The organism is Streptomyces sp. RLA131, from assembly GCF_056270125.1.
This window is the reverse complement of the sequence record NZ_JBWDOQ010000002.1, coordinates 7,492,447-7,508,941: the sequence shown is the minus strand read 5'-3', so window position 1 is coordinate 7,508,941 and position 16,495 is coordinate 7,492,447. Positions and strand designations below refer to the sequence as shown.

General features: G+C 73.4%; 12 protein-coding genes and 2 pseudogenes. 10 read left to right on the top strand and 4 right to left on the bottom strand.

The window, feature by feature from the left end; all coding sequences use genetic code 11:
- Nucleotides 1-61: 61 nt before the first annotated feature.
- The 8 genes and pseudogenes from RWE79_RS34955 to RWE79_RS34920 all read left to right on the top strand — a co-directional run bounded on the left by RWE79_RS34955 (nt 62) and on the right by RWE79_RS34920 (nt 8,841).
- Nucleotides 62-1,426, top strand: a complete 1,365-nt coding sequence (locus RWE79_RS34955; protein WP_475944093.1) for an FAD-dependent oxidoreductase — start codon at nt 62-64, stop codon at nt 1,424-1,426.
- Nucleotides 1,427-1,520: 94 nt separating this feature from the next.
- Nucleotides 1,521-2,915, top strand: a complete 1,395-nt coding sequence (locus RWE79_RS34950; RefSeq protein ID WP_475944092.1) for a nucleobase:cation symporter-2 family protein — start codon at nt 1,521-1,523, stop codon at nt 2,913-2,915.
- 63 nt (nt 2,916-2,978) lie between these two features.
- Complete coding sequence (locus RWE79_RS34945; protein WP_475938642.1) at nt 2,979-4,565, top strand: IS1182 family transposase; 1,587 nt, start codon at nt 2,979-2,981, stop codon at nt 4,563-4,565.
- A gap of 127 nt (nt 4,566-4,692) precedes the next feature.
- Nucleotides 4,693-4,953: pseudogene (locus RWE79_RS34940) on the top strand (oxidoreductase); the annotation flags it as partial.
- A gap of 148 nt (nt 4,954-5,101) precedes the next feature.
- The gene (locus RWE79_RS34935; protein ID WP_475944091.1) at nt 5,102-6,187 is read left to right on the top strand and encodes a WD40/YVTN/BNR-like repeat-containing protein; all 1,086 of its coding nucleotides are present in this window, start codon (nt 5,102-5,104) and stop codon (nt 6,185-6,187) included.
- A 30-nt stretch (nt 6,188-6,217) separates the two neighbouring features.
- The gene (locus tag RWE79_RS34930) at nt 6,218-6,895 is read left to right on the top strand and encodes a uracil-DNA glycosylase (protein WP_475944090.1); all 678 of its coding nucleotides are present in this window, start codon (nt 6,218-6,220) and stop codon (nt 6,893-6,895) included.
- A gap of 28 nt (nt 6,896-6,923) precedes the next feature.
- Nucleotides 6,924-7,805, top strand: coding sequence for an LURP-one-related family protein (locus tag RWE79_RS34925; protein ID WP_475944089.1), 882 nt, complete (start codon nt 6,924-6,926; stop codon nt 7,803-7,805).
- A gap of 151 nt (nt 7,806-7,956) precedes the next feature.
- Nucleotides 7,957-8,841, top strand: a complete 885-nt coding sequence (locus RWE79_RS34920) for a sirohydrochlorin chelatase (RefSeq protein WP_475944088.1) — start codon at nt 7,957-7,959, stop codon at nt 8,839-8,841.
- A gap of 50 nt (nt 8,842-8,891) precedes the next feature.
- On the opposite strand, the gene RWE79_RS34915 is transcribed toward RWE79_RS34920, so the two are convergent.
- From RWE79_RS34915 to RWE79_RS34900, 4 genes and pseudogenes are all read right to left on the bottom strand, one after another.
- Nucleotides 8,892-9,929: a lactonase family protein gene (locus RWE79_RS34915; protein WP_475944087.1), complete on the bottom strand. Its 1,038-nt coding sequence runs from the start codon at nt 9,927-9,929 to the stop codon at nt 8,892-8,894.
- Between the two features lie 202 nt (nt 9,930-10,131).
- A complete protein-coding gene (locus RWE79_RS34910) occupies nt 10,132-11,634 on the bottom strand; it encodes an FUSC family protein (RefSeq protein WP_475944086.1) in 1,503 nt (500 codons plus the stop codon).
- Between the two features lie 552 nt (nt 11,635-12,186).
- Nucleotides 12,187-12,774: pseudogene (locus tag RWE79_RS34905) on the bottom strand (sigma-70 family RNA polymerase sigma factor); the annotation flags it as partial.
- Between the two features lie 217 nt (nt 12,775-12,991).
- Nucleotides 12,992-13,717: a hypothetical protein gene (locus RWE79_RS34900; protein ID WP_475944085.1), complete on the bottom strand. Its 726-nt coding sequence runs from the start codon at nt 13,715-13,717 to the stop codon at nt 12,992-12,994.
- Nucleotides 13,718-13,931: 214 nt separating this feature from the next.
- Here RWE79_RS34900 and RWE79_RS34895 point away from each other — a divergent pair, with 214 nt between their 5' ends.
- Together RWE79_RS34895 and RWE79_RS34890 are read left to right on the top strand one after the other, a co-directional pair.
- Complete coding sequence (locus RWE79_RS34895; RefSeq protein WP_475944084.1) at nt 13,932-15,359, top strand: PepSY-associated TM helix domain-containing protein; 1,428 nt, start codon at nt 13,932-13,934, stop codon at nt 15,357-15,359.
- A 384-nt stretch (nt 15,360-15,743) separates the two neighbouring features.
- Nucleotides 15,744-16,472, top strand: coding sequence for a YcnI family copper-binding membrane protein (locus tag RWE79_RS34890; protein WP_475944083.1), 729 nt, complete (start codon nt 15,744-15,746; stop codon nt 16,470-16,472).
- Nucleotides 16,473-16,495 lie beyond the last annotated feature (23 nt).

Sequence of the window (16,495 nt, the reverse complement as noted above, 5' to 3'; positions counted from 1 at the left end):
GCGGAACGGGCGGCGGTGCGATGCTGGACGTACTCGCGCACCCCCGGCGGAGGGGCTCCACATGCTTCGTGTCGCAGTCGTCGGTTCAGGTCCGAGCGGTGTCTACACGGCGGAGGCACTGGCCCGCCAGGAGGATGTCCCCGAGGTGGCGGTCGATGTGCTCGACCGGCTGCCGTGCCCGTACGGACTCGTGCGCTACGGGGTCGCCCCCGACCACGAGAAGATCAAGTCCCTCCAGGTCAGCCTGCGCAGGGTGCTGGAGGATCCGCGGATCCGGTTCCTGGGCAATGTGACGGTCGGCGGCCGCCTCGATCCGCCGGCGCTGCGCTCGCTGTACCACGCGGTGGTGTACTGCGTGGGCGCGGCGACCGACCGCAGGCTCGGGGTGCCGGGCGAGGATCTGCCCGGCAGCCACTCGGCGACCCGGTTCGTGTCCTGGTACAGCGCGCACCCGGACGAGCCCGGTGAGGAGTTCGCGCTGCTGGCCCGGTCGGCGGTGGTGATCGGGGTCGGCAATGTGGCGGTGGACGTGGCCCGGATCCTGGCCAGGGGCGGGGACGAGCTGCGGCACACCGACGTGCCCGACGCCGCGCTGCGCGCGCTGCGGGACAGCCGGGTCACCGATGTGCACATGGTGGGCCGTCGCGGGCCGTCGCAGGCGAAGTTCACCACCAAGGAGCTGCGCGAGCTGGGAGGTCTGCCGGACGCCGACGTCCTGGTACGGGCCGACGAACTGGCCCTGGACCCGGCGTACGCCGATCCGTCCGGTCTGGCGCCGGCGGCCCGGCGCAATGTCGAGGTGCTGCGGGGCTGGGCGGCCCGGCCCCCGGCCGGCCGGGCCCGCCGGATCCATCTGCGGTTCTTCCTGCGGCCGGTGGCGCTGCTGGGTGAGGAGGCGGTCACCGCCGTGCGGTTCGAGCGGACGGCGCCGGACGGCCGGGGCGGGGTCACCGGGACCGGGGAGCAGGAGGAGATCGAGGCCGGACTGGTGCTGCGCAGCGTCGGCTACCGCGGGGTGCCGCTCGCCGGGCTGCCGTTCGACGTCCGGGCCGGGATCGTGCCCAATGCCGGGGGCCGGGTGCTGCGCGACGGGCGGCCGTCGCCGGGCGAGTACGTCGCCGGCTGGATCAAGCGGGGGCCCACCGGGGTGATCGGCACCAACCGGCCCTGCGCGAAGCAGACCGCGGCCGCGGTGGTGGCCGACGCGCCGTCGTTGCTGGCGGGAGGGCTGCCCGGGGAGGCGTCCGGTGCGGTGTCCGGGGATCCGCTGGAGGGGCTGCGGGCACTGGGCGCGGACCCGGTGGAGTGGTCGGGGTGGGAGGCGATCGAGACGGCGGAGCGGGCGCTGGGCCGGTCGCTGGACCGTACGACGGTGAAGATCGCCGACTGGGCCGGCCTGCTGTCGGCGGCCCGGCCCGCCCGGTGAGGCGCATCCGCAACACCTCCGAAATCAACAAAATGTTCAAGGCGTCTACGGTCTGGGCTGTCACCCGCACCTGTCATGTCGAGGAGTAGTTCCCATGGCGACAGCCGAGACGTCCGTGGATCCCGTGGATCCGGTCGATGAGGTCCTGCCGGCCGCGCAGCTGGGGGCGTTCGGCCTGCAGCATGTGCTCGCGATGTACGCCGGGGCGGTGGCGGTACCGCTGATCGTCGGCGGCTCGCTCGGGCTCAAGGGCGCCGACCTGGCGTACCTGATCACCGCCGACCTGCTGCTGTGCGGCGTGGCGACGCTGCTGCAGTGCGTCGGCTGGTGGCGCTTCGGCGCACGCCTGCCGATCATGCAGGGCTGTACGTTCGCGGCGGTCTCGCCGATGGTGCTCATCGGCAAGGACGGCGGCCTGCCGGCGATCTACGGTTCGGTGATCGTGGCGGGCCTGGCGATGATGCTGCTGGCGCCGGTCTTCGGGCGGCTGCTGCGGTTCTTCCCGCCGCTGGTGACCGGCACCGTGATCCTGATCATCGGGCTGAGCCTGCTGCCGGTGGCCGGCAACTGGGCGGCCGGCGGGGCCGGTGCGAAGGACTTCGGCGCGCCGCGCAACATCGCACTGGCGGCCGGGGTGCTGGTGGCGGTGGTGGCGGTCCAGCGCTTCGCGCCGCCGTTCCTCAGCCGGATCGCGGTCCTGGCCGGCATCGCGCTCGGCCTGGTGGCGGCGCTGCCGCTGGGCATGACGGACTTCGACGGGGTCGGTGACGCGGACTGGGTCGGCATCAGTACGCCCTTCCACTTCGGCACCCCGTCCTTCCAGGGCGCGGCGATCGTGTCGATGCTGGTCGTGGCGCTGGTGACGATGACCGAGACGACCGGTGACCTCATCGCGGTCGGCGAACTGACCGGTCGCCGGGTGGAGCCGGGGCGGCTGGCGGACGGCCTGCGCGCGGACGGCGTCTCGACGGTCCTGGGCGGCGTCTTCAACACCTTTCCGTACACCGCGTACGCGCAGAACGTCGGCCTGGTCGGCATGACCCGCGTGCGCAGCCGCTGGGTGGTCGCCACGGCGGGCGGCATCCTGGTGCTGCTCGGTCTGCTGCCCAAGCTGGGCGCGGTGGTGGCCGCGATTCCGGCACCGGTGCTGGGCGGCGCGGGGCTGGTGATGTTCGGGTCGGTGGCGGCGAGCGGGCTGCGCACGCTGGCCGGCGTCCCGTTCAAGGACAACCACAATCCGACGGTCGTCGCGGTCTCCCTGGCGGTCGGGCTGCTGCCGGTGGGTGTGCCCACGTTCTACGACCGGTTCCCCGACTGGTTCCAGACGGTGATGGACAGCGGGATCAGCGCGGGCTGCATCACCGCGATCGCGCTCAACCTGCTGTTCAACCACCTTCCGGGCAAGGGTGGTTCAGCCGCCGAGCCGGTGGTCCTGCCGGGCGGCGCCGTCGAGAACACTGCCGAGGAGACCGGGGAACAGCGCGTCTAGAAGACTGCTGAAAATCTCATGTTCTGGCCCCGGCTCGGTGGAGTCGGGGCCAGTCTTGTAGGCATGCAGGGTGAGTGGGCCGGGGAGATGGTCGGGCCGGATGTGTGGGAGACGTGCCGGGAGTTGATCCCGGTGGGGAGTGTGTTCGCGTTCCTGGCCGAGCATCGTGAGGTGCTGTTCCCGCCGGGGATGTTCGCGGACATGTATCCGTCGTCCAATGGCCGTCCGAGTCTGCCGCCGCAGGTGCTGGCCGCGACGGTGGTGCTGCAGAGCCTGCAGGGGCTGTCGGACTTCGAGACGGTCCAGGAACTGCGGTGTGACCTGCGGTGGAAGGCGGCTTGCGGGCTCGGGCTGTACGACACCGCGTTCGATCCGTCGCTGCTGACGTACTTCCGGCGCCGCTTGCGTCATTCGGCCGATCCGATGCGGATCTTCACCAAGGTCAGGGAAGTCGTGGCCGCGACCGGCGTGCTCAAGGGCAAACAGCGGCGCGCGCTGGACTCCACCGTGCTCGATGACGCGGTGGCCACCCAGGACACCGTCACCCAGATCATCTCCGCGATCCGCCGGGTGATCCGCGAGGTCCCCGGCGCCGACGAGGTGGCCGCGGGGCACTGCCGGGCACACGACTACACCGACCCGGGCAAGCCGAGGATCGCCTGGGACGACGAGAGGGCCCGCGCCGCGCTGGTCGACGCGCTGGTCACCGACGCCCTCAACCTGCTCGGGCACCTGCCCGAGCAGAACCTGGGGGAGAAGGCGGCGAACGCGGTCGGCCTGCTGGCCCTGGTCGCCGGGCAGGACGTGGAACCCGCCGAGGACTCCGACGGACGCGACGGGCGCTGGCGCATCGCCAAGCGCACGGTGGCGGACCGGACGGTGTCCACCGTTGACCCCGACGCGCGGCACATCCACAAAAACCGCACCCGTCACCAGGACGGCTTCAAAGGGCATGCGTCCTTCGAGCCGGAGACCGGGCTGTTCACCGCCGTCGCCCTGACCAGCGGCTACGGCCCCGACAACCACGAGGCCGCCGTCGCCGCCGGTCTGCTGGCCGACGAGGAAGAGGGCGCGGAGTTAACCGTGCTCGGCGATTCCGCCTACGGCACCGGCGACCTGCGCGCGCAACTGCAGGCCGACGGCCACACCCTGGTGATCAAGCCGCCGCCGTTGCGGCAGGCAGTCCCCGGCGGGTTCACCGTCGACGACTTCCGTATCGGCCTGACCGCAGGCACCGCGACCTGCCCGGCCGGAAACACCGCCAACCTCGGCCAGATCAAACCCGACGGCGCCCGCACCGCCCAGTTCAAGGGTGTGTGCGCCGACTGCCCGCTGCGGACGCGTTGCACCACCTCCAAGACCGGACGCACCCTCAACGTCCACCCCCAGTACGAACTGCTGGCCGCCGCCCGGGCCCAGGCCGCCACCGACCCCGTCTGGAAGGACGAATACCGCCGATGGCGGCCACCCGTCGAACGCGCCATCGCCTGGCTCGTCGCCAAGGGCAACCGCCGGGTTCCCTACCGCGGCGTCATCGCCAACAACATCTGGCTCCACCACCGCGCCGCCGCCCTCAACCTCCGCCGACTGATCAACCTGGGACTCACCCGGACGAGCAACACCTGGCATCTCACCCCAGCCACCGCATAGCAAAAGGGCCGCCCGGCCTGCGGCCGGACAGCCCCTCGACAAGATTTTCAGCAGTCTTCTAGGTCCTCGCTGCGCAGGCCGTTCATCTTGGACGTGCCCCGGTAGGTCTGGGTGATGACCCCGGCCCGCCGCCGGGGTGCGGATCCCGACCGGACCCGGCTACCAGGTGCCCTTCGCCGAGCGCGTGCGGTCGGAGACCGGCCTCGCGGTGGCGGCGGTCGGCGAGATCACCGGGGCCCGGCAGGCGGAGGCGATCGTCGCGGGCGGCCAGGCCGACGCCGTACTCCTGGGCCGGGAGCTGCTGCGCGATCCGCACTGGCCGCTGCGGGCGGCGCGCGAGCTGGGGCCCGGGGTGCGCCCGCCCGAGCAGTACCTGCGAGCGGTCTGACCCCACGGCCCCGGCCCTCGGGCCCCTCCGGCCCGGCGGCCCCTTTGAACTGGGGGTACGCGCGCCGGAGGGGCCGTTGTCAGTGGGGCGGTGCAGACTCTGTGATACCGGACACATCCGAGGCTTCGCATTCCGGAGGAGTAGCACCATGAACGACGTCTTGCTCGCCGTCGGCACCCGCAAGGGCCTGTTCCTCGGGCGCCGGACGGGCAGCCCGGGCTGGGAGTTCACCGGCCCGCACTTCCCGATGCAGGCCGTGTACTCCGTCAGCATCGACACCCGGCGCGCCGTCCCCCGGATCCTCGCCGGCGCCGACAGCTCGCACTGGGGACCCTCGGTCTTCCGCTCCGACGACCTGGGCCGCAGCTGGCACGAGCCGGCCCGGCCCGCCGTGCGGTTCCCCGAGGGCACCGGCGCCTCGCTGGAGCGCGTGTGGCAGCTCCACCCGGCCGGTCCCGGCCAGCCCGACGTGGTGTGGGCGGGCACCGAGCCGGGTGCGTTGTTCCGCTCGGACGACGGCGGCGAGACCTTCGAGTTCGTCCGCAGCCTGTGGGACCATCCGCAACGCGAGCGGTGGGGTGCCGGGTTCGGCGGACAGGCGGTGCACACCGTGGTCACCGACCCCCGGGACGCGCGGGCGGTGACGGTGGCGGTCTCCTCGGGCGGGGTGTACCGGTCACGGGACGGCGGCGTGAGCTGGGACGCCTCCAACACCGGCCTCAAGGCGGACTTCATGCCCGACCAGTACCCGGAGTTCGGGCAGTGCGTGCACAAGATCGCGCCCGACCCGGTGGATCCGGACCGGCTCTATCTGCAGAACCACGGCGGGGTCTACCGCAGCGACGACGCCGGGGCGAGCTGGGCGGAGATCGGCAAGGGGCTGCCCGCCGACTTCGGCTTCGCCGTGGCCGCCCATCCGCGGCGCGGCGGTGTCGCCTACGTCTTCCCGGTCAGCGACGGCGGCGACCGCTACCCCCCGGACTACCGGTGCCGGGTGTTCCGCACCGAGGACGCGGGCGCCTCCTGGAGCCCGCTGAGCGCCGGGCTGCCGCCCGAACAGCACTTCGGCGTGGTGCTGCGGGACGCCCTGCGCACCGACGACGCCGACCGCGCCGGGGTGTACTTCGGCAACCGCAACGGGGAGGTCTACACGAGCGCCGACGAGGGCGACAGCTGGGAGCAGGCCGCCTCCCACCTGCCGGACGTGCTCTGCGTGCGGGCGGCGGTCGTGTGAGGCGTCGCTGAGCCACTAGACTGACTCCCCGTGGCAGCACGACCGTTGAACGAGATCGTCGAAGCGGGCTGGGCGAAAGCCCTGGAACCGGTGGCCGGACGGATCGCCGCGATGGGCGACTTCCTGCGCGCCGAGATCGCCGCGGGGCGTACATACCTTCCCGCCGGGCCGAACGTACTGAGGGCCTTCCAGCAGCCCTTCGACGAGGTGCGGGTGCTCATCGTCGGCCAGGACCCGTACCCCACCCCGGGGCACGCGGTCGGGCTGAGTTTCTCCGTGGCACCCGAGGTGCGCCCGCTCCCGGGCAGCCTGGAGAACATCTACCGCGAGCTGGGCAGCGACCTCGGCCTGCCCCGGCCCGCCGACGGCGATCTGACGCCCTGGACCCGGCAGGGCGTGCTGCTGCTCAACAGGGCGCTGACCACCGCTCCGCGCCAGCCCGCCGCCCATCGCGGCAAGGGCTGGGAGGAGGTCACCGAGCAGGCCATCCGCTCGCTGGCCGCGCGGGGCACGCCGCTGGTGTCGATCCTGTGGGGCCGTGACGCGCGCGATCTGCGGCCGCTGCTGGGGCAGTTGCCGGCCATCGAGTCCTCGCATCCCTCCCCCATGTCGGCGGACCGCGGCTTCTTCGGGTCCCGGCCGTTCAGCCGGGCCAACGACCTGCTGGCACGGCAGGGCGCGGATCCGGTCGACTGGCGGCTGCCCTGAGAGGATGAGAAACCGTTAGTCTGCCCGGGTGACGACGCATTCGAACACCCCGGCGGGCTGGTACACGGACCCGCACGGCACTCCGAACCTGCTGCGCTACTGGGACGGCTCCCAGTGGACGGAGCACACGCACTCCGGCCAGCAGCAGCCCCAGGTGCCCCCGCAGCAGCCGTACGGCCAGCAGCCCCAGCAGCCCCCGCACCAGAAGGACAACCCGTGGGAGCTCGGCGTGGACGGCGGCCACGACCCGGCCAAGGTCCAGCGCCAGGTGCGGCAGCAGGCCGGCGTGGCCCCCACCGGCCCGGGCGGCGGCGGCCTGTTCAGCGAGCCGGTGCTGGTGGTGAACCAGAAGGCCAAGCTGATCGAGCTCAACAACGAGTACAGCGTCTTCGACCAGGGCGGTCGTCAGCTCGGCTCGGTGATCCAGGTCGGCCAGTCCACCGCCCGCAAGGTGCTGCGCTTCGTGTCCAGCATCGACCAGTACCTGCCGGTGCGGCTGGAGGTCCGGGACGCGTACGGCCAGCCGCAGTTGCTGCTCACCCGGCCGGCGAAGTTCATCAAGTCCAAGGTCATCGTGCAGCGCCCGGACGGCCTGACGCTCGGTGAGATCGTCCAGCAGAACGCCATCGGGAAGATCAACTTCTCCTTCCTGGTCAACGGTCAGAAGATCGGCGCCATCAAGGCCGAGAACTGGCGGGCCTGGAACTTCTCGATCGTCGACCACACCGAGACCGAGGTCGCCCGGATCACCAAGACGTGGGAGGGCCTGGCCAAGACCATGTTCACCACGGCGGACAACTACGTGCTGCAGATCCACCGGCAGCTCCCCGACCCGCTGCTGAGCATGGTGGTCGCCTCCGCGCTCACCGTCGACACCGCTCTCAAGCAGGACTCCCGCGGCCTCGGATGAGCCGTCACCGTCCCGGTACGGTGCCGAAAACCGGTCGGAACCATACCGGTTCCGTCTGACCGGCACCGTATCGGGACGGAACCGGACAGTTAACCCCTGCGTAGGACCCTCCCGAACACGAGAGCCGCCCGAGGCACTAGCATGCCTCGCCATGAGCACTGCCGAAGGCCCCGCATCCGGCCTGCCCGTTCGTATGCCGCGCCCCCGCCAGCCCGGGCGGCACCGGCGACCGGAACCGCTGACCACGCCCGAGGGCGCTCCGGCGCTTGTCCTCGCCGTGCCCGGCACCCCGTCCTCCGCGACCCGGAGTCTGGCGGAGGAAGTCATCAGCATCGCCCGTTCCGAGCTTTCCGGACTTGATCCGCGTATAGGTTTTGTCGACGGTGACGGCGAGGACGCCGAATACCCGACGTTGGAATCCGTGCTGGCCAGAACCGCTGCCGAGCGCCGGCAGGACGGCCCCGCCGCCGTTGTCGTGCCCCTGCTCGCCGGCCCCGAGGCCTCGGTGATGCGCCGCATCCGCCAGGCCGTCATGGACAGCCGCTCCGCCGCCGAGGTGACCGACGTCCTCGGCCCGCACCCGCTGCTCGCCGAGGCGCTGCACGTGCGGCTCTCCGAGGCCGGCCTCGCCCGCGCCGACCGGGCCCGGCTGTTCACCGTCGCCACCGCCGCGGACGGCATCATCCTGGCCACTGTCGGCGGCGAGGAGGCGGTCCAGGCCGCCGGCGTGACGGGGCTGCTGCTCGCCGCCCGGCTCGCGGTGCCGGTGCTGGCCGCCGCCCTGGACGTCGAGGGCTCCATCGCGCGGGCCGCCGACCAGCTGCGCGGCTCCGGCTCGTCCCGGCTGGCCCTGGCGCCCTGCCTGATCGGCCCGGAGATCGCCCCCGAGCTGCTCCACGACGCCTCCAAGGAGGCCGACTGCCAGGGCGCCGACGCGCTCGGCCCCTACCCGGCGATCGGCAAGCTGGTGGTCGCCAAGTACACGACGTCGCTCGGCATCGCCCAGCAGCCCTCACAGGGCGCCTCCGCCCACTGAACGGTACGGCGGGCCCCCGCTGCCGGGGGCCCGCCGGCCGTATGCGGCGGTCAGCCGAACAGTACGCAGGACGCCGCCGGAACCGGGACCGACCCGGCCTGTACCGGCGTGCCGGTCCGCGGGTCCACGTCGAACCAGGTCACGTCGCCGGAGCGCTCGTTGGCGACGTACAGCCGCTTCCCGCAGGGCCCCAGGGCGAGATGGCGCGGCCAGTCGCCGCCGCAGCCGACGGTCCCCAGCAGTTCGAGCCGGTCCCCGGACTCGTCCACCGACAGTACGGCGATGCTGTTGTGGCCCCGGTTGGCCACCCAGGCACGGCGGCCGTCGGGTGAGATCACCAGCTCCGAGGGGTAGTTGGGACCCGCGAAGCCGGCAGGCAGCACCGGCACCTCGGCCACCGGGCGCAGCCGCCCGGCCCCGGGGTCCCAGTGGCAGACCGTGACCACCGGCTCCAGCTCGTTGACGACATAGGCGCGGTCGCCCCGGGGGTGGAACGTCAGATGGCGGGGGCCGGACCCGGAGCGCAGGCCCAGTTCGCGCTCGATCTCCAGCTCACCGGTGTCCGGGTCCAGCTCGCAGACCCGTACCGAGTCCGTGCCGAGGTCCACGGTCAGCACCCACCGGCCGGACGGGTCGGGGAGCACGGCGTGGGCGTGCGGCCCGGTCTGCCGCTCCGGGTGCGGGCCGTCGCCCTCGTGCTCCATGACACGGGCGGGCTCACCGATGCCGCCGTCCTCGCCCAGCGGCAGCACACTGACCGTGCCGGTCCCGTAGTTGGCGGTGAGCAGATGCCCCCGGTGCACGCTCAGGTGGGTGGGCGCGCCACCGCCGACCGGCACCGTCTTGCCGAGCTGCCCGGGCGCGGCCGGGTCGGCCAGTGAGAAGGCCGCGGCGGCGCCGTCCCGGGGGTGCTCGCTGACCGCGTAGAGCAGTCCGCCGTCCGGCGACAGCGTGAGGAAGGACGGGTCGGCCACCGCGTCCGTGGAGTGCAGCTCGGTGAGCGCCCCGGTGCCGGGGTCGACGGCGGCCACGGTGAGTCCCCGCCCGCCTGCCGATGTGAACGACCCGATGTATGCGTGCCCGGCCACTGCCGTACCTCTTCCGCCTGTTGTCCGTACGGCGGCTGAGAGTAGTCCCCCCGGTGGCCGGATCACGCGGGCGGGTGGCCAGAAAGGCCCGGGGGTGGACCCGGGGGCGTCAGGGCCGCGTTCCACGGCCGTTTCTGGGCTTCAGCGTCCCAGGCGGTGCACGCCGCGCTGAGCACGCCGACGGCGGCCTCCGGACGAATCGTCAGGCGTGAGCGAGCCGCGCCCGGGCCGGGCCCCGGAGCGGCTCGGCCATCGCCCCCAGGGCTCGTTCCAGACCGTGCAGATGCGCCAGGGCCGGGTCGGGGTGCGGCGAGGCGGGCCGCACCTCTTCTTCCCCGCGCTCCCGGCCGTCCGGCGTGGTGAGCGCCCGCACCGCGGCTTCCACGCGCCGGCAGGCGGAGACCAGCCGGGCGTCGTGCGACGCCTGCGGATCAGCCGCGACGGACACGAGCCCGCGCACCTCACGGACGCAGTCCTCCAGCAGGGCCATCACCCGGCGGGCGCGGGCCTTGCGGACCCGCAGCGGGTTCAGGGGGTGAAGGAGCGGAGCCACCGAGAGCCGCGCCCGGCCGAGCACCATCTCCAGCTCCGAGGCGAGCGGCGCCGGGTCGGCCACCGGGTCGCCGGCCAGCCGGCGCTCGGCGGCGGCGGCGCAGCCGTGTACGCCGTGCAGGGCACGCTCGATCCAGGCGTTGGTCGCGGCGTGTGTCGTGACGGGCAGCACGACCGCCACGGCGAGCGCGGCGGCCAGCGCGCCCACACCGGTCTCGGCAAGGCGCAGCGCGAGCAGGCTCGGCTGGAGGATTCCCAGCAGCCCGTACAGAAGGGAGACCAGCAGCGTCACGGCGAAGGTCATCCAGCTGTACGAGACCGGGGCGGCGTAGAAGATCACGAAGACGCACACCGCCACGAGGGCGGCCGTGGGGGCCACCGCGCCGTGCACCGGGACCGCGACGAGCAGACCCGCGACGATGCCGCCGACCGTGCCGAGGAGCCGGCGGAAGCCCCGTACGAGCGTCTCGCCGCGCGAGGCGGTGTTGACGAAGATCCACCAAGCGGCGCCGACGGCCCAGTACCAGCGCTCCTGCGAGAGGAACTGGCCGACGGCCAGGGCGAACGTGCCGGCCACCGCCATCTGCACCGCCTGGCGGGTGGTCGTCCGCCCAAGGCCGGAACCCGCGGCCAGAGAGGGCACGGCAGGCGCCGGCCGCCGCCGCTCGAAGCACCAGACGCCGAAGCGGACCGCCGAAGCGGCAAGGAGGCCGAGCAGGACGGCGGAGCACACCTCGGGCAGTTGTCCAGGCACCGTGTGGAGGAACTGCGCCATGAAGAAGGTCATGAACGCGAAGACCCCCAGGGCATGGCCCCGCGGCCCCCAGCGGCGCGCGTACACCCCGGCACCGGCCACCCCGACGAACACCATGTCCCGCGGCAGGGAACTGCCGTGCAGCCCGGCCGCCACGGCGAGCACCGGAAAGCCCACCGCGGGCAGCAGCGCCGTGGTGACGGCCTGACCGCGCACCGTGGGGTCGGCGACCGTGAAGAGGGCGAGCAACGCGGCGAGCCCGCCACTGACGACCGCGGTGAGAGCGTGGCCCGTGAGGCCGCACACCAGCACGGCCGCACCGACGCCGAGCACGGACCGCGCGGCCGCACGCGAACGCAGCCGCCCCGGATCCGGGGCTGTGAACACCCTCTTCAGCACTGCTTCCCACCCCTTCGACGCCCTGACACGAAGATGGCGCCGCGGAGTCCGCAGCGCCATCGATGCCCGTATCAGAGCATCAAGCACCCCAGTGGCTCAAGCGAAGGCTCCGCTACTGGGCCGTTGGCCCAGCCTGGTCGGCCGATCGCCGCCACCGGGCAGGCCAACGGACCACCCCGCAGAGCCGCGCGCGCCGGCTCCCGGGTAACGGTCAGGGCCGCGGCCGCCGTCAGGACCAGGCGGGGGGCGGTCAGCCGGTGGCGCGGCCGCCGGCCACCGGTTCGAGACCGTTGAGGTCGCTCGCCATCAGCATCCCTTCGAGGGGGGTCGGCGATCGGAGGGACGGCGGCCGCTCGGCTCTGACTCGGCGGTGCCCCTGAGCGGCCGGCGCGAAGCGCCCGCGCCCGCACCCGTGACGACGACGGAGGCGCGGCCAGGGGCCGTCGCCCGCCCGCGCGCGCCCTCCGGACCCCGGCGGACCCGCACGGCGGCTGTACCGGCTTCGTACAGGACGTCGTCCGGCGGCGGCTCGGTCCCGTACCCGGTCTCGTGCTCGGCGGCCCGGAGCATCACTCCCATGTCCTCGCGGGCGCGGGCCACCCGGGAGCGGACGGTGCCGATGGGGCAGCCGGTCACGGCGGCCGCGTCGGCGTACGGGAGGCCGAGCATCTGGGTCAGCACGAACGCCTCACGGCGCCGGTCGTCCAGGAAGGACAACAGGTCGAGAAGTGCGACGCCCTCGTCGAAGCCGGGCGCCGCCGCACTGTCCTGGGCCCGTTCGGCCGCCGACTGCCAGTCGGCGGAGCCGGAAAGGCGCGGCCGGGCGGAGTCGTACCGGTAGCGGTCCACGACCACCCGGCGGGCGATCGACAGCAGCCAGGTCCGGGCGCAGGAGCGGCCGGCGAAGCGCGGCAGGCTGATCAGGGCGCGCAGATAGGTCTCCTGGGTGAGGTCGTCGGCGGCGGCCGCATCCCTGGTCAGATGTGCCACGAACCGCCGGACGTCACCGCGGGTGGCGTGCACGAAGTGCTCGACGGCATCGGTGTCGCCGCGGCCCGCGGCCAGCGCCCAGGCGGTCACCTGGGCATCGTCGCGCGGTACGGGCGGGCGGGGGCTGTTCGGTTTCAGGCCGGAATTCATCGCGTTGGGTCCTTCGCTCGCTGGGCGGTCCGGACCGTTCGGGTCCCGGCGCCGCCGGCAGGCGGTCTCCCGGGCAGCCGGCGGCGCCCTCGACGCCGCGTGGGCGCACGACGGGCCGGGCACGGTGGGAGAACCGCAGGGCATGAGGGCCCGGCGTACCGCGTACGGGTATGCCGGTGGTGCGCCCGTCAGCCCGGAAGGCGAGGACGGACGCCTGTCAGCAGCAAGCCGGTCGCGCCGGCGGACCCCTGCGAATGACGACGTGCCGCAGTGCCGACCGGCGAAGCCGCCGTACCGTCGCCGAGGACGGCCGGGGGCGCAGCCGAGCCGGGAGCCCGGCGGGGGCGAGCAGTCGCGCGACCAGACGTGCCAGACGCAGAGGCGTGGAGACGAGGGCCGCGAGCGCCCGGCCGAGCCGGTGGACCGCGGCCTCGCCCCGCCACATCCACAGCGCGCAGACCAGAGCGGCCGCGAGGTGGGCCAGGAACATACCGAGGGTCCACGCGCGGCCGGTGGAACCCATCTCGGCCGCGGGCGCCGCGGGCATGGCGCCCATGGTGGTCGCCATGGTGGTCGCCATGGTGGTCGCCATGTGACCGGCACCCGTCGCGGACGTCCCCTGCGTCGCCTGCATGCCCTGCATGCCCTGCATGCCCGCCATTCCGGTGCCGGCCGCGCTCGGCACGGACACCAGGTGGGAGAGAGTGAACAGCGAGTGCAGGACGAACTGGGCGGTGACGGTGGCCCCGGTCACCGCGAGCGCGCCGCGCTCCCGGCCGGTCAGCCACCAGGCACCCGAGGTGACCCCCGCGAACGCGAACACCACGGCCCAGGCCGACAGGGGGTCGCCGGACATGAGGGCGTGCCCCAGCGCGGTTGTCGCCACGCACACCGCCGCGAAGATCGCGGAGCGCGCGAGACGGAAACCGGGCCCGGAGGTCATGGCGGCCATCGTGCCAGTCGCCCCCCGGAAGACGGTAGAGAGGGCCGACCACGTCGCGTCGCCCGGCCGTCGGTGATATGGGCGCGCCCTGCCAGGTGTCCCACGTCACATCCCGCTTCCGGAACTCGCCCCCGCCCCGGGCCGACTGCTGGGGTGTCACGGCTTCCTCCGCCGTGCCGCCCTACGTCTCCAGAACCACGCGGGAGCACCAGCCATGTCCGTAGAGCCGACCGCCCTCGCCCCGTCGTCGCCCGAAGCCGAGGACCCCGCCCCGGGCCCCGTCCCGGGCCCCGTCCCGGCAACGGCGCCCGCCCGGTTGTCCGTTGGGCGGGCTCTGCGGCCGCTGGTGCTGCGCCTGCACTTCTACGCGGGCGTACTCATCGCCCCCTTCCTCCTGGTCGCCGCCGTGACCGGGCTGCTGTACGCCGGCTCGTTCCAGGCCGAAAAGCTGCTGTACGCCCATGAGTTGCGCGTCCCCGTCGGCACGACCCAGTTGCCGATATCCGAGCAGGTCGCCGCCGCCCGCACGTCCCACCCCGAGGGAGTGATCAGCGCGGTGCGCCCCTCGCCGGAGGCCGGGGCGACCACCCGCGTCCTGCTGACCGGCGTCAAGGGCGTGGCCGAGGGCCACACGCTGGCCGTCTTCGTCGACCCGTACACCGGCAAGGTCCGCGGCGCCCTTGAGCAGTACGGCTCCACCGGGGCACTGCCGTTGCGGACCTGGATCGACGAACTGCACGCCAATCTGCACCTCGGCGAGACCGGCCGTCTCTACAGCGAACTGGCCGCCAGCTGGCTGTGGGTGATCAGTGGCGGCGGCCTGGTGCTGTGGTTCGGCCGCCGCCGTGCGCAGCGCAAGCTGCGCGGCACCACTGGGCGCCGCCGCTCCCTCACCCTGCACGGCACGGTCGGCGTCTGGGCGGCGGCCGGGCTGTTCTTCCTCTCCGCGACCGGTCTGACCTGGTCCACGTACGCCGGGACCAGCATCAGCGATCTGCGCGACGCGCTCAGCCAGGCCACCCCGTCGGTCACCGCGACGGCCGCGGGCGCCCATGAGGAGCACGGCACCGGCGACTCCGGTGACACGGCCGCCGGTGGGGTCGGCCTCGACGCGGTCCTGAGGACCGCCCGCGCCCAGGGCCTGTCGAACCCCGTGGAGATCGTGCCGCCCGCCGATGCCACCTCCGCGTACGTCGTCAGGCAGATCCAGCGCAGCTGGCCGGAGAAACAGGACGCCGTCGCCATCGACCCGGCCACCGGCGAGGTCACCGACACACTGCGGTTCGCCGACTACCCGGTCCTGGCCAAACTGACCCGCTGGGGCATCGACGCCCACACCGGCATCCTGTTCGGCCTCGCCAACCAGATCGTGCTGGCCGTCCTCGCTCTGGCGCTGGTCCTCCTGATCCTGTGGGGCTACCGCATGTGGTGGCAGCGCGGCCGCGGTTCCGCCTTCGGCCGCCCGGTCCCGCGCGGCGCCTGGAGCCGCGTCCCGCCGTACGTCCTGGTGCCCGGCGCCGCCGTGATCGCCGTCCTCGGCTGGTACGTGCCGCTGCTCGGCATCCCGCTGGCGGCGTTCCTCGCCGTGGACGTCGTCCTGGGCGAGATCGCCCACCGGCGCGGCCTGCGCACGTACGCCTGAACAACCGACAGCGCATGTGACGGGCCGAACGACATGGAAGGACCGGGCCGGTGAACGCTCCCCGGGCGGCACGCGTGCTGCGCGCGACGGTGTTCGCCGCGATGTGCGTGACGCTGTCCGCCGCTGCGCACCGGCCGGCCGGCGCACTGCTCACCGCCCAGGCCGCGCCGCGCAGGACGCCGATGGCGGGCGCCCCCGGCCCCGCCGGCGGAGGGCCGGCTCCGGTCACGACGCCGCCGCGTCCGGTGTGCGCGGCGCGGCGACCTGAGCTGCGTCATGCCGTGTCCCGGCGCGGGCCGCCGGGACACGGCTCCGACGTCACGAACCCGGCCCGCGTCACCCCACCCCCACACCCCGTTCCCGTTCCCGTACGGAGATGCCCCCATGTCGTCCGCCGGCACCACCATCGAGCGCGGCCTGCGCAGGACCGCCGCCGTCACCGCCCTCTCCGCGGCCACGGTCCTGCTGACCGCCGGTTCCGCCTTCGCCCACGTCACCGTTCACCCCGGCAGCTACGCCAGGGGGGAAACCGACGGAACCCTCGCCTTCCGCGTCCCCAACGAGGAGGACGGGGTGGGCACCACAAAGGTCCAGGTGCTCTTCCCCACCGACCATCCCGTCCTCGGCGTCCTGGTCAACCCCGTGCCCGGCTGGACCGCCACCACCAGGACGACCAAGCTCACCACCCCGGTCAAGACCGACGACGGCACCATCACCGAGGCCGTCTCCGAGGTCACCTGGACCAAGGGCACCATCGAGCCCGGCCAGTACCAGGACTTCACCGTCGCCTTCGGCCAACTCCCGGAGGACACGGGCGAGCTGACGTTCAAAACCCTCCAGACCTACTCCGACGGCAAGGTCGCCCGCTGGATCGAGACCCCGCAGCAGGGCGGTGAGGAACCGGAGAACCCGGCTCCGGTGCTCACCCTGACCACCGGCTCCGACGCCGCCTCCCCCAAGGCGCCGGCGGCCTCGCCCGCGTCCACCGCGGCCACGGCCTCCGCCGACGACTCCACCGCCCGCGGTATCGGGATCGCCGGCCTTGTCGTCGGGTTGCTCGGGCTGGGCGCCGCGGCCTTCGCGATCGCCCGCAGCCGCTCCCGGAGCGCGTAGCGGCTCCGCGCCGCCACGCGCGA

Coding starts and splice junctions, on each gene's coding strand:
- RWE79_RS34950 (WP_475944092.1), top strand. CDS start 1,521: ATGGCGACAGCCGAGACGTCCGTGGATCCCGTGGATCCGGTCGATGAG.
- RWE79_RS34900 (WP_475944085.1), bottom strand. CDS start 13,717: ATGACCTCCGGGCCCGGTTTCCGTCTCGCGCGCTCCGCGATCTTCGCG.
- RWE79_RS34955 (WP_475944093.1), top strand. CDS start 62: ATGCTTCGTGTCGCAGTCGTCGGTTCAGGTCCGAGCGGTGTCTACACG.
- RWE79_RS34920 (WP_475944088.1), top strand. CDS start 7,957: ATGAGCACTGCCGAAGGCCCCGCATCCGGCCTGCCCGTTCGTATGCCG.
- RWE79_RS34935 (WP_475944091.1), top strand. CDS start 5,102: ATGAACGACGTCTTGCTCGCCGTCGGCACCCGCAAGGGCCTGTTCCTC.
- RWE79_RS34890 (WP_475944083.1), top strand. CDS start 15,744: ATGTCGTCCGCCGGCACCACCATCGAGCGCGGCCTGCGCAGGACCGCC.
- RWE79_RS34895 (WP_475944084.1), top strand. CDS start 13,932: ATGTCCGTAGAGCCGACCGCCCTCGCCCCGTCGTCGCCCGAAGCCGAG.
- RWE79_RS34945 (WP_475938642.1), top strand. CDS start 2,979: ATGCAGGGTGAGTGGGCCGGGGAGATGGTCGGGCCGGATGTGTGGGAG.